Origin of the sequence: Flavobacterium alkalisoli (genome assembly GCF_008000935.1) — a bacterium.
Lineage (GTDB): Bacteria > Bacteroidota > Bacteroidia > Flavobacteriales > Flavobacteriaceae > Flavobacterium > Flavobacterium alkalisoli.
Map to the genome: position 1 here is coordinate 2,203,670 of NZ_CP042831.1, position 12,521 is coordinate 2,216,190.

The following is a 12,521-nucleotide window of genomic DNA, read 5'->3' on the forward strand; positions in this document are numbered from 1 at the left end:
AGCTTTTCATAGCTGTTTGTTTACAAAGTATCGGAATACGGTAATAGTATAGTATAAATGAATTGTTAACTTGTATGTACGCTCGCGTTCTGTATTGTAGTTGCCTATCTTTACATTTTTGCAATAAGACAAGCTGTGTCTGGATAAACATAAGCTTTACTAAATGCATCATTAAAAAAGTTCCAGCGGTTACCGATCCTGATTTGTACTGAACCTCAAATTAATGCTCAGTCGCACCTCCTTGATTTTTAAGCCCCAATTACCTTATATTCCAAAATCTTTACCTACCGTCCGGCTATAGTGAGTCCGATAAGCTACCGGCCATAGGAATTCACAAAAATACACTGTTACTGACTTGAGGCTGCAGTAAGAGGGATACAAGTTCAATTCATCGGTATTGCTGCCGGGAGAAACGACTTTCATCAGACTAATCGGATTCCAGGTTCAGGTTTTTAAAAATTTCCCGTGTGATGATTCTTGTATTATAAGTTACCTCTTCAATGGTACAGGCCAGCATGGTCAGCGGAAAGGGGATTCCGTCTTTCATCTGTGTGTAATCCATCGTGAGGACCGTATCGGGCGCCAGCTGCTGTGATCCTTTAAGTTGCTGAAATATTGCTTCTGCTTTATTTTTGTCGTTACCTAGATAATAGTAGGCGTAGGAATCAATCCCTGAAACAGTCCTTATATTAAGTGTGATGTAAAAGAAATTTTCCATAGTTCCCTTTTTTTAGTGTTTCTGCAATGCGATTCGGTTAATTTTTTTCCAGCGCCAACCGATAAATCATTTTTTGAATTACCGTTAACCATAAGGTGCTGAACAGCATTGTACAGGTTATTACCGCAAGGGTAATCTGATACGTGTAGCTTCCGACCAGCCCAAGGGATGCGGCAAGGGTAACCAGTACAAAGCTGAATTCCCCAATTTGGGAAAGAAGAGCACCGCCATAGATGCTGTCACGCCAGTTGTTTCCCGTTAAGCGGAACAGACCGGAATTGATGATGCTGTTGATCAGGAGTACCACGACGGTAATCAGAAGTATGGTCCCAAAATTAGTAGCGAAAAAAAGCACTTCAAGCTGTAATCCTATTGCGAGAAAGAAAAAGCTCATAAAAAACACCCGGAAAGGTACAACCGATTTACCCAACCATTTTGTAGCCTTGTCCTGACCAATAACCATTCCGGCAGTAAAGGCGCCAAATGCAGGTGAGAGTCCCAGCCAGGCACTAAACCATGCCATTCCGAAACAGATAGCAAAGCCAATAAAAACCTGCAGGTCATGATCTGCCACTATTTCCCTTCGCATAGGTATCCGGAATAACTTTTTACGTAAGGCCGCCCAAAGAAAGAGTATAATAAATGCACCTCCGAAACATACCTTTACCAAATCCAAAGACGAAGCCGAGCTTCCGGTAAGAAAATGTAGTACAAGAATCATGGGAACTACCAGTATATCCTGCATCAGAAGGACACCACAGGTGATGCTGCCCAACTGACTCTTTATCTCGCCGGTCCTTTCCAGGTACTGGAAGACTATGGCAGAGCTGCTCAGGCTGATGATGAAGGAAAGCAACAGCACTATGTTCCTACTCCATCCGATGTGGCTTCCGATAGCGTAAAGGCAGAGGAAGCTTAGCAGCACCTGAACCATCGCAATGAAAAGCGGGCGCAGAAAATTCCGGCTCAGGTGGCGGATATCGACTTCCGTTCCTATGGAGAACATGAGTAATACTATTCCTGCCTCTCCCAACTGACCGACTACCTCGGGGGAATGAATGATATTCAGTACCCCGGGGCCCAGTAGGATACCCGAGAGGATATAAGCAATAAAGTACGGCTGTTGCAGCCTGCTTAGTAAAAAGATCAACAGCAATACCACAAATGAAAGTATTGCGATACCTGAGAACAGATCAGAAGGCATACCGAAAATATTTATTAATTGAAAAGCTGCCCCGAAAGGGCAGCCTCAAGTAGTACAAAAGAATAGCATTATGAGATTTCTATCAACCTAGGAGGTTTTTGTTTTGCCTCTTCCTTCTTAGGAATTGTAAGTAATAGAAGACCATTCTCATAACGGGCCGAAATCTGATCCTCATCCACTACATTTTTCGGCAATTCGAAACTGCGTTGGAACGACTGGTAACTGAATTCCCTTCTGGTATAATAACCTTCCTGGGTATTCTCATTTTGCTCTTTGCCGGATGAAATGGTAAGTGTATTTTCTTCCAGTGTGACGCTGAAATCATTTTTGTCCATTCCGGGAGCAGCGACTTCCACCTCAAAATGATCTGCCGATTCCCGGATGTTTACCGAAGGCAGGGTTGTGCTTGTGGTTGAGAAGTTGCCGTTTTCCCAATTGAAAAGCTCACGGCCAAAAATGTCATCAAAAAACAAACCTGGAAAGCCCATTCCGGCGTTTCCGTTTCTTTTAAGTAAATTCATAACTGTTAACTTTAAAATTAGACAACTATTTTATTTGCGTAACCAGCGATTAGGCCGGTTGCAGAGAAAAAATCTAAAAGTATGCCAAAGGATAATCGTGTCAGATTTTCAGTGTAGAACTGAAAATCTGACACTTTCATCAGTTTTTTGACCGGCGAATGAACTGTTATACTATAGAGGAGTACGGTTGGTTCTGTCGCATCTACACATATGTTTTACCTTTGGTCTTTAAAATCTTTATTTCATGAATATCAAAGGTCATTGCTATCCGAAATCCATAATTCTTCAGGCCGTATATTTTAAGCTTAGGTTTACTCTGAGCTACCGGGATGTTGAAGATATAATGAAGATTCGCGGCATTCAGGTTGACCATGCTACGATTCAGCGCTGGGTGTATAAGTTTACACCATTTATTGAGTTGCAAATGAAAAAGAGAAAACTTTTAGTTGGGACGAGTTGGAGAATGGATGAAACATATATTAAAGTGAAAGGTGTTTGGTTTTATCTGTACAGGGCAGTTGACAAATCAGGCAATACAGTTGATTTTCTGTTGACCAGGAAAAGGCAGAGGATGAGTGCCCAATCTTTTTTAATCAAAGCGATTACTAATAATTGTAAACCAAGAGTCATCAATATAGATAAAAGTGTTTCCAATACTGGGGCTATCAAGGTTTATAATAAACGTTCGTTCTCTAAAATTAAAATCCGTCAATGTAAATATCTTAATAACATTGTGGAGCAAGATCATCGTTTTATAAAATGGAGAATACAAAACAGCTTAGGCTTTAAAAGTTTTGAATCAGCTAAGAGAACATTGAGTGGAATAGAAGTTATACATATGTTGAGAAAGAATCAGATGATTAATCCTGGGACAACTATGTTCAAATCATTCTGCAAACTGGCAGCATAAAGTTATAGTACTCGAATTTCTTGGATTTTAACAAACAGATGTGACAGAACCAATCTGTTAACTTATAGAAGTATTAAAATGTTTGTTTTTCTATTTTATTTCAGTTACTTTAGAAAATAAAGCATAGTGATAAACTGAAATGAGCACAACAGATTTACAGAAAGAGTTTAAGAGTCTGTTATCGGAAGATTTTGAATTATTTGAATGGCTTACGCAGGATTCCCTCGATGGGATATGGTATTGTGACCTGTTTCAAATAGGAAACTTATGGATAAATGATGTCTTTTGGAAGTCTATTGGTCATAGCGCGCCACCTTCAGGTCATGTTTTTGATAAATGGAGTATGTGTATCAACACTTTTGATAAGAACAAAGCCCTTGACCTGATGCACGCTGCCCGTGAAGAACCCCGTAAAGGGTTTAAGGGCGATTTTATGTATACCGATGATAAGGGCTATTCCATTGTACTTCACTCTGTAGGCAAGGTAATTTTTGATTCCGGCAAGAGGGCCTCCAGACTGGTTGTGAAACATTACAAGCGGCGTAATGTTAAGCAGCAAAAACTGCTGGTTGAGCTTGAGAAGCTGAAAAAATTAAGGGTCATATTAAATGAAACCAACAGAGTAGCCAAGGTAGGCGGGTGGGAAGTTGATGTGACCGTTCAGAAAATCAGTTGGACAAAAGTTACAAAGGAGATTCATGAGGTACCCCAGAGTTTTGAGCCGGATATTGAATCGGCCATTAACTTCTATGAGCAGGGATGGAGTCGTGATGCCATCAGTAATCTTTTTGCTGAGGCCATTGAATACGGAAAACCATTTGATGTTGAGTTAAGAATAATCACTGCAAAAAACAATTGCCGCTGGGTCAGGGTAATTGGACGTCCGGTGCAGGAAAATGGAAAAAGTATAAGGGTATACGGGGCATTCCAGGATATAACCGAACGAAAGGAGAGAGAAATAGAATACCGAAATATCAGGGAGCGCTTTGAGATTATTTTCAACAGTTCTCCGGTAGGCATATTACTGATTAACAGTAATGATAACCTGCTGTTGATCAATCCATCGGGCATTAAAATATTCGGCCTTGAAAATCTGAGCAAGGACCAGCTGTTAAAGGTAACGCGAAACAGCCATATACATCCTGAGGATCTGCCAAAGGCGGAAGAACAAAGAAAACTGCTGCTACAGGGAAAAATTAGTGAATATACTCTTGAAAGCCGGTTTTTCAGGCCAAATGGAGAAATAATATGGTGTAGGACCTTTACTGCTATTGCCTATCCTGAGAATAGCGAGGATTATCTTATAACGGTACAGATAGAGGACATTACTGAAGCCAAATTACTAGAAGAGCAATCGCTAGAGAATGCACAGCGTTTTCGCAGTGCTTTTGAGTATTCCCCTAACGGGATGGCACTGGTGGGGCTTGACGGGAGCTGGCTGATGGTCAATAATGTCCTCTCCGGCATGCTTGGCTATAAAAGAAGAGAATTCCTGAAATTACGGTTTCAGGAAATGACCCATCAGGACGACCTGGATCTGGACCTGAGGCTTCTCTCAGAAGTGATAAGGGGGAAACGCTCCGGCTACAGTATTGAGAAGCGGTATATACATAAAAGTGGAGAGATCGTTTACGGATTACTGAATGTTTCCTTAATCCGCGACAAGAACAATACACCTCAGTATTTCATCTCTCAGATCAGCGATATAACTTCCCGCGTATTGGCAGGAAAGGAACTGGAAAGGAGCTTAAACGATTTGAGGACCCTTCTAAATGCCACGACTCAGGTTTCAATTATAGAGACCGATCTAAATGGAATTATATATAAGTTCAATAAAGGCGCTGAGAATCTTTTGCGCTACAGTTCCGATGAGGTCGTGGGCAAGATGGATATCAAAGCTCTACATGATAAGAAGGAAATTATCCGCCGGGCAAAAGAACTATCAGACGAATACCAAGAGGCAGTGGCGATCGATGATGTTTTTATCTACAAGGCCAAAAGGGGTAAGCATGATTCCCATGAATGGACTTACATCAGAAAGGACGGAACCCTGTTTCCCGTGCAGCTGGTTATTACCGCGGTAAGGGATGAGAATGAGGAGATTTCCGGTTATGTCGCCATTGGAACTGATATTTCTGAGCTTAAGGAAATGGAAAAATCTTTGTTAAGTGAAAAAATAAGGGCGGAAGCTGCCAACAGATCCAAATCGGAATTCCTGGCTAATATGAGCCATGAGATTAGGACTCCTTTAAATGGTGTGATAGGATTTACCGATTTACTGATGACTACCGAGCTGAATGAAACTCAGGGTACGTATATGCAGATGGTGAATACATCCGCACATTCTCTACTTGATCTGATTAACGACATCCTGGATTTCTCTAAAATAGAAGCCGGTAAGTTGGAGTTGTATCTGGAGGAAACGGACCTTATTGAACTATGCAGCCAGACCATTGATATTATTAAGCACGCGGCCCACTCAAAAAATCTTGAACTGTTACTGGATGTTTCGCCAAATATTTCCAGATTTGTTTATGCGGATGCGGTACGATTAAGACAGATATTGATCAATCTTTTGAATAATGCAATTAAATTTACTGAAAAAGGAGAAGTAGAGCTTAGAGTGCGCAATGAGGCTATCGGGAATAATGAAAATGAAATGCTCTTTGAATTTTCAATACGGGATACAGGGATAGGGATAGCTCCTCATAACCTGCAGAAAATATTTAATGCTTTTGATCAGGAAGATGCCTCCACCACCCGAAAATACGGAGGTACCGGTCTGGGCATCACGATCAGTAACAGGCTGCTGGAACTTATGGATAGCAGGCTTGAGGTAAAAAGTGAACCAAACAGCGGGAGTGTTTTTTCATTTAGGGTAAGGTTTAAAACACTTACTGGAAAGAGTACAATCGAAGAAAAAGCGGCAAACATCAGCAATGTTCTTATTGTTGATGACAACGTAAATAACCGTACTATTTTAAGGGATATGCTTGCTTTCGGAGAGATCGCTTCGGTAAGTGCGGAGAATGGTATAGAAGCCCTTGAAGTCCTGGAGAGCAGAAACGATTTCGACCTCGCTATTATTGATTATAATATGCCTTACCTCAACGGACTTGATCTTATAAGGCATATCAGGGAAAAGTTTGATATCGATAAAGAGATGCTGCCTGTAATATTACTTCACAGTTCAATTATTGACAGTTTGACCCTTGATTTATACAAACAACTTGATATTAAATTTGAGGTTGCCAAACCGATAAACATAGACAGGTTATTTGAACTTATCAGCAGAATCACTAAGAAGAATGGCAGTAATGGTCAGGAAATGACAGGCACCTTCGTTAAAGATGAAGGCAGCGTGTTTAACATTATGGTAGCGGAAGACAACCCTGTAAATCAGTTTCTTGCCAAGAGCATAATACAAAAGATATTGCCCAAGGCTATTGTTTTAGTAGCCGAAGATGGTGAAAAAGCGGTAAAAATGTATCAGAAGAATGCGCCTGACCTCATATTTATGGATATACAGATGCCGGTAATGAGTGGTTTTGACGCCAGCAGGCAAATCAGGAAATTTGAAAAAGCAGGTACAAGAATACCTATTATCGCCTTAACCGCCAGAACTCTCAAAGGAGAACGTGAACGCTGTCTTGAGGCAGGAATGGATGATTATATTACCAAGCCTATACTTTTTGATACTATAAAAGCCATTGCAGAAAAGTATTTGTTGAAAGATTGAGAAACGTCCGGAAACTTTAGGTTTTACTGTTATTTGTTTTATAATATGAGGTTCATAAATACCATGTTAATTGAATATTAAGAAAAGAAAAGCCCTGCCGACCTTGCCCCAAAGTATGAAACAGGGCTTTAATAACCAATAATTAATTTTGTTATGTAAACTAAAGGTACTAAACTGAAGTTTAACAACCAAATTTTTATATGTGATTACCAGTCAAGAATGTTCAAATAATGATTCTATCAAAGAAGAAATTCAAAAATTTGATTATAGTATCACATAATCAGAATAGAGCAGTTCTTTATAACTGTGCGGGTACAATCATACGGATGACGGATTGCTTCCCACTCTCTTAAGCAAGTTATGCGACAGGGTAGTACTGACTACCTATTTGCTATCTTTTGCAAAATAACAGCGAGCAGTAGTAAATTACTTTACAGGCCTACAAGTGATATTATGCGAAATGGTACTTAAGTATTTTCTGCATTGCCATGACAGACGAGCTTCATGGTGCTGTTTAGTGATTGTTATTTCGGATGCTCTTGATTCCGTTTGTACTTTCTCCGGCAGTTTTCTCTCTTACCTTCTCCCGATGGTAAAAAACAAACAGGGAAAAGTACCAATAGAATACCAGACAATCTGTTGGATCAGGAATATCCTTAAGACTTTTACATGATTTGGTTTTATGCCTGAATTGATGATCATCAACTCTATAATAGGAAGATTCTGGGAAAGCGTAACTGACTTCTTGTTTTATAAAAATGATGTCTTAACTGTCTCAGCGGACTTTTTAACGATTTTTAAATAATTTTAATCGATTAAAAAGTGCTAACATCTGTTATTAAGAATTTTCAGATTATATTTAATCAGGTTTAGTAACATTCCTTAGCAGGAATAAGGTTTGGAGCAGGGAAGGAATTCCCTGTTTTTATTATAATATTTATTCTGTTTTTAGAACAATGAAGTAAATTCCAGAAATGCCGGAACTTTTATTGATTACTTAGAATTTTTTTAATTTACAATGGTTACAAACCTTCAACTACAAATCAACACGCCTGAAATGGTAACACCCGATATACATCCAAAACCTCGAATGAAGCATCTTTTTACTTTTCTTATAAACGAAGGTTAAATCGGTTGCACCTCTTTCAAAGGGGAACTAAGGAATAAATAGTTGTCTTAGATTCTATTTCCGATAAATTCACTACTTTTAGTTATCCAAAGCGTACTGATTAAAAATCACTTTACCGACTGTTTAAATGAAGCATTATGAAAAAGTGTATTTTAATATTGTCATTCTTGGGGGCTGTTATAAGTGGCTTTTTTCTGATTATCGTACTTGCCTACCTGTACACAACCGCTCAGTGGCTGATGTTCTTTATGCTGTTTATCATTTTTATAATTTCGATTATAAATTTCCTGCTTTATCTCTATCTGATTATACGGTCTAGGAAAAGTAAAAGGTAGCTGTTATTAACGAGATTGACTTTGTTATTGAATTTCTTATACTAGGGCTTACTGAAATGATGTAATGTTTACTCTTTATTAATTCAATAATTTTGTATATAAATTTATTACCGTGGGAAAGCGAGGCGCCACAGCACGCGGATACATTGACTACATCATAGGTGTTTTTTTAGCAGCAGCGTCCTGGATTTTGGGTTGATATCGGGAATACGGAAAGTGATATCTTTTATATAATTGGCATGGTTGTTTTGCTTTACAGTCTTTTTACTAATTATAACCGGGTGTCCTTTGCGTGATTTCCATATCTGACCCCGCATGTCATTTCAGGTTTGACTCTGGCGGGCTCACCCTGGCTTTTTGATTTTGCAGACCGGGTATTTCTTCCGCATCTTGCACTTGGATACCGGTAATTGCAGCTGCACGATAATAGAACCGTTTAAAGGGTCGGCTAAAGCTGTATTCAGGCAGGATTGACGGACTACAGTGGGGAATAAAGTCCAATATTGTTGCCGCTGAAGTAAGCAGCGTCAATGGAGCTGCTATTCCGGTAATGCCTGCTTTGCGGCCCGGTCAATAGCAAATAATTCCTTTACCACATTTTCGGTATAACTATCGGGTTTATGTACTTCTTTCCATTTTTTAAATCCCAAATAGCTGGCCAGATGATATTGATGTTTTATTTCATTCATCTTTTCCCTGCGACTGTATACATTTTGTTTTATGGGTTCAAGATTTAAAAATGTCTTTGTTTTTTCTATAAGATTCCGCATGACCGTATAATATTAGTGACTGTATAGGTTGTTAGCCTAAAGATACTTATTTTTCAGCTGTTTTTATGCAATAGGATGTGTCACAATCTTTGGGATTATTTCCGTTTAATCTTCTGATTTTATTTTTGTCTGGTCATTCTCTTTCAATTGTTCTGCAATCCCAATCAGCAATCCTTCAACTCCACGAATGTAGCAGAGCCGGTAGATATTCTCATATTGGACTATTTCGCCTACAAGTTTCGCTCCTTGCCTGATAAGCCTGGACACTAACTCTTCGAGATTATCCACTTTGAACATTACCCGTAAATAACCAAGGGAATTCACAGGTGCCTTCCTATGGTCTGATATAGTTGCAGGTGAGAGAAACTTTGAAATTTCAAGCCGACTGCATCCGTCAGGAGTAACCATCATCGCAACTTCTACGGACTGATTTCCAAGCCCTGTCACTTGTCCTGCCCAAATGCCCTCCACCATTCCGCGTCCTTCAAGAGTCAAACCTATTTCTTCAAAAAATAAAATGGCATTGTCAAGGTTTTCAACAACAATACCAATATTATTCATTTCAACCAATTTATTTTTTTTCATATTTTGATTTTACTGTCCCACCAGATCTCTTTGCCTTTTAATGTTGCCCGTTCGTTATTTTGTGTCGTAATACACATGGAATTATTGCTTTCGTTCGATTTTTTTTATCTGATATGTTGTACCATTTAAAGCCAGGCATTTCCCAATTTTTCAGGTGGCCAGCACTAATAGACCAGCCCTTTTACTGGCCTAAAATGCGTGGGCACTGTGCTTTATAATGGGTTATCCCTCCCCATCCAACTGAAAGCTTATTTTGCAATCCATCCTCCATGAGGTGATTTTTCCGTGTACTACTACCGCATTCAGATTTTTAACCCATATGGATCTGATACCGTGTAATGATTTACTAGCTGTGGTTATCGCTTTTTGGGCTGCATCGTCCCATCCTTTATCCGATTCTGCAAGAACCTCTATTACTTTAAGTGTTGCCATGATTTTTAATTTTTAATGATTTAAATAACTTTTTGAGTTGTGCTGGTTGGGTCATTTAAAAGGGGCGGATATTCCAAAATTAGCTGACCCTTAGATGTGGGCCGTTCGATAAACTAGGGGGTATTGAGAATTTGCTAGCGGGAAGGTCCGGATGATTCCCCGAACCCGGTCATTGTTACCTAAAGATATTCAATCTCTAGTGGCCATCTTTAATTGGGGAGAAGTCTGCCATCAAAGATACTACTAATTAAAATTAACGATTTACTCTGTATTGTTAATTAGCAAAAAAATAACAATATTTTACCTACACTTTGTGTTGTTGGCTTTGTCTTTTGCTTATTTTCGGTTTATAGCTCCTTATTTAGCGGACCGATTACCCTCTGACAGTATTTTATTCTCCTCCCCACAGGCTTTTTCTCTGTTGCAATTGGTTTCTTCCGTAAGATGAAGACAAAAAAAGGAATAGTATATCGTTATTCTCCCGTGTCCGATGCGGGTACATCTTACCCTGCTAAAAGACAGTATCACAGTTGTTGGATAATGCCAAGGTGAGTCCCGAACAATCTCGGCAGGCAGCTTTTTCCTAAAGTCAGTTGGGGATATACAAATCCATTGCTCCTATTAACCGTGTAAACCTTTTTTCAGGCCCAAACAGGGAAAGCTCTATTTTATATTTTATCGGGCTTTTCAGTCCTTAGCTGAACAAAATGATATCCATTAAGGGAGACCAGATAGTTCGTTTATAAACAGGTTAAAATTTTGATAAATACGACATGTCCCCTTGCTAAAAGGATTACCTTCGTTAAATTTGAGCGGGCTATAGCTAGGTAAGGTGGGTTATAGTCCTTTCTAAAAGGCAGGTCCTGCCTTTTGTTTGCTATAAAATAAGCCCTGCACTAATTGCAGGGCTTATTAAAGTAGTCGATGTAATACTGTTGGATGCTTTTAAGAATGCAGTTTATACTGCCGGGTGCTATCCTGAAAAGCTTTGTACTGCATTATTTTTTTGCCTTTTCCATTGAAACTTTCGGAACTCCTTAAAAAGTTTACTTAGTTTAAGAGCCGATTTACGGACTCTGGTACCCGCTGCCTTATTGCCTTTTTCTGCCTGGAGCCCGCTTTCTGTTTTAAATATTTCCAGTTCTGTGTTGATTTTTTCAAGTAATGCGTTCATGTCGTAATTTATTATGTTAATGTCAAAAATAGCGGTTTATGCTTTTAAGTGCTTTTTTTAGTACAGCTGTCCAAAATAGGGTACCGGCAATAAAAAAGCCCTGTGTAAACAGGGCTAACGAAGTCCGGCTTTCGCCGATTGACAGTTATCACCGCTTATTATTCAGGTTAAAAGTGTGTCTTTCCTAAACCAGAGTTTACTGAACTGTATCGAAAACAGGCAGTGTATTTTTTTCAGCATCTCTTCAAGAGTCCCGCTGCCCGAGATCTGAATAATACGTTTGGCAATCAGGTGAATGTGGCAGATGTATTCCTCCCACAAACATGAAAATTTTATAAAAAGCTTTGTATCTGTAACGTTTTTTGATTTTGACAGTATGTTGTGGAATCTGTGCTGATATATACCAAATAATCGTTCACATTCCTGCTCATAATGTCTAGTAACTGCTAAAGGCAAGGCTATAAATACTTTATATCAAAAGTAAAGTTCAAATCATAAATTCATTTTAAAGATTTTATAAACTTTTGCTAAAAAAGTAAATTTAAAGAGCGGGGTATTTAAGGAAATATAGGAATATCTATTAATAAACTTTTCTGAAGTTACCTGGAAAAGTTCGGTTTTGTAAGGGAATTTTTAATATATTTAGGTGTCTAAATTTAACAAAAGCATTACATGAGACTGCCGGAAAAAAAAGATCTTTTTTTACGGGAACTTTACAGGTTAAAAGACGAAGATAACTACCGTGACGTTACAAAAACCATCACGAGTGCTCATTTAGCCTTTCCCTCACTTTTGTCGGTGCGACGGATGATAGGCCAGCTCAAGGACAATGGGCTAATTGAGCTTTACAAAAGTAAGGGATTCTGGAGGGCAAAGCTGACCTGGGAGGGAATCGCATTTTGTGAGTCCACCTCCTTTGCTTATCCGGATCATCCTGTTATTGTTAGAGAGGAGCGTACCCGCAGGAGATTAAAATGATTGCATAGTTTGAAAAGGCGGGAGGG

Annotated in this window: 10 protein-coding genes; 3 read left to right on the forward strand and 7 right to left on the reverse strand. The window is 39.1% G+C overall.

The features are described from left to right. Positions 1-427 precede the first annotated feature (427 nt). The 3 genes from FUA48_RS09760 to FUA48_RS09770 all read right to left on the reverse strand — a co-directional run bounded on the left by FUA48_RS09760 (position 428) and on the right by FUA48_RS09770 (position 2,443). On the reverse strand, positions 428-718 hold the full coding sequence (locus tag FUA48_RS09760) for a hypothetical protein (protein ID WP_147583361.1): 291 nt from the start codon (positions 716-718) through the stop codon (positions 428-430). Positions 719-755: 37 nt separating this feature from the next. Further along, positions 756-1,922 (reverse strand): cation:proton antiporter, encoded by a 1,167-nt coding sequence (locus FUA48_RS09765; RefSeq protein WP_147583362.1) that lies wholly within the window; start codon positions 1,920-1,922, stop codon positions 756-758. Positions 1,923-1,990: 68 nt separating this feature from the next. Beyond that, a complete protein-coding gene (locus FUA48_RS09770; protein WP_147583363.1) occupies positions 1,991-2,443 on the reverse strand; it encodes an Hsp20/alpha crystallin family protein in 453 nt (150 codons plus the stop codon). Between the two features lie 244 nt (positions 2,444-2,687). On the opposite strand from FUA48_RS09770, the gene FUA48_RS09775 reads away from it, so the two are divergent. Continuing rightward, positions 2,688-3,353, forward strand: a complete 666-nt coding sequence (locus tag FUA48_RS09775) for an IS6 family transposase (protein ID WP_147583364.1) — start codon at positions 2,688-2,690, stop codon at positions 3,351-3,353. Between the two features lie 139 nt (positions 3,354-3,492). Next, on the forward strand, positions 3,493-7,092 hold the full coding sequence (locus FUA48_RS09780) for a PAS domain-containing hybrid sensor histidine kinase/response regulator (RefSeq protein WP_147583365.1): 3,600 nt from the start codon (positions 3,493-3,495) through the stop codon (positions 7,090-7,092). A 2,003-nt stretch (positions 7,093-9,095) separates the two neighbouring features. Here the strand turns inward: FUA48_RS09780 and FUA48_RS09785 are convergent. The 4 genes from FUA48_RS09785 to FUA48_RS09800 form a co-directional block, all read right to left on the reverse strand. Then, positions 9,096-9,326 (reverse strand): hypothetical protein, encoded by a 231-nt coding sequence (locus tag FUA48_RS09785; RefSeq protein WP_147583366.1) that lies wholly within the window; start codon positions 9,324-9,326, stop codon positions 9,096-9,098. Between the two features lie 105 nt (positions 9,327-9,431). Beyond that, positions 9,432-9,911, reverse strand: a complete 480-nt coding sequence (locus FUA48_RS09790; protein WP_147583367.1) for a VOC family protein — start codon at positions 9,909-9,911, stop codon at positions 9,432-9,434. Positions 9,912-10,133: 222 nt separating this feature from the next. Then, entirely contained in the window at positions 10,134-10,343 is a 210-nt protein-coding gene (locus tag FUA48_RS09795; protein WP_147583368.1) for a dodecin family protein, read from the reverse strand. A gap of 973 nt (positions 10,344-11,316) precedes the next feature. Beyond that, positions 11,317-11,517, reverse strand: a complete 201-nt coding sequence (locus FUA48_RS09800) for a histone H1 (protein WP_147583369.1) — start codon at positions 11,515-11,517, stop codon at positions 11,317-11,319. 672 nt (positions 11,518-12,189) lie between these two features. Here FUA48_RS09800 and FUA48_RS09805 point away from each other — a divergent pair. Beyond that, complete coding sequence (locus tag FUA48_RS09805; RefSeq protein WP_147583370.1) at positions 12,190-12,495, forward strand: hypothetical protein; 306 nt, start codon at positions 12,190-12,192, stop codon at positions 12,493-12,495. Positions 12,496-12,521 lie beyond the last annotated feature (26 nt).

Excerpts from the sequence above, each read along its gene's own strand:
- FUA48_RS09760 (WP_147583361.1), bottom strand. The coding sequence starts at position 718 with ATGGAAAATTTCTTTTACATCACACTTAATATAAGGACTGTTTCAGGG.
- FUA48_RS09765 (WP_147583362.1), bottom strand. The coding sequence starts at position 1,922 with ATGCCTTCTGATCTGTTCTCAGGTATCGCAATACTTTCATTTGTGGTA.
- FUA48_RS09770 (WP_147583363.1), bottom strand. The coding sequence starts at position 2,443 with ATGAATTTACTTAAAAGAAACGGAAACGCCGGAATGGGCTTTCCAGGT.
- FUA48_RS09775 (WP_147583364.1), top strand. The coding sequence starts at position 2,688 with ATGAATATCAAAGGTCATTGCTATCCGAAATCCATAATTCTTCAGGCC.
- FUA48_RS09780 (WP_147583365.1), top strand. The coding sequence starts at position 3,493 with ATGAGCACAACAGATTTACAGAAAGAGTTTAAGAGTCTGTTATCGGAA.
- FUA48_RS09785 (WP_147583366.1), bottom strand. The coding sequence starts at position 9,326 with ATGCGGAATCTTATAGAAAAAACAAAGACATTTTTAAATCTTGAACCC.
- FUA48_RS09790 (WP_147583367.1), bottom strand. The coding sequence starts at position 9,911 with ATGAAAAAAAATAAATTGGTTGAAATGAATAATATTGGTATTGTTGTT.
- FUA48_RS09795 (WP_147583368.1), bottom strand. The coding sequence starts at position 10,343 with ATGGCAACACTTAAAGTAATAGAGGTTCTTGCAGAATCGGATAAAGGA.
- FUA48_RS09800 (WP_147583369.1), bottom strand. The coding sequence starts at position 11,517 with ATGAACGCATTACTTGAAAAAATCAACACAGAACTGGAAATATTTAAA.
- FUA48_RS09805 (WP_147583370.1), top strand. The coding sequence starts at position 12,190 with ATGAGACTGCCGGAAAAAAAAGATCTTTTTTTACGGGAACTTTACAGG.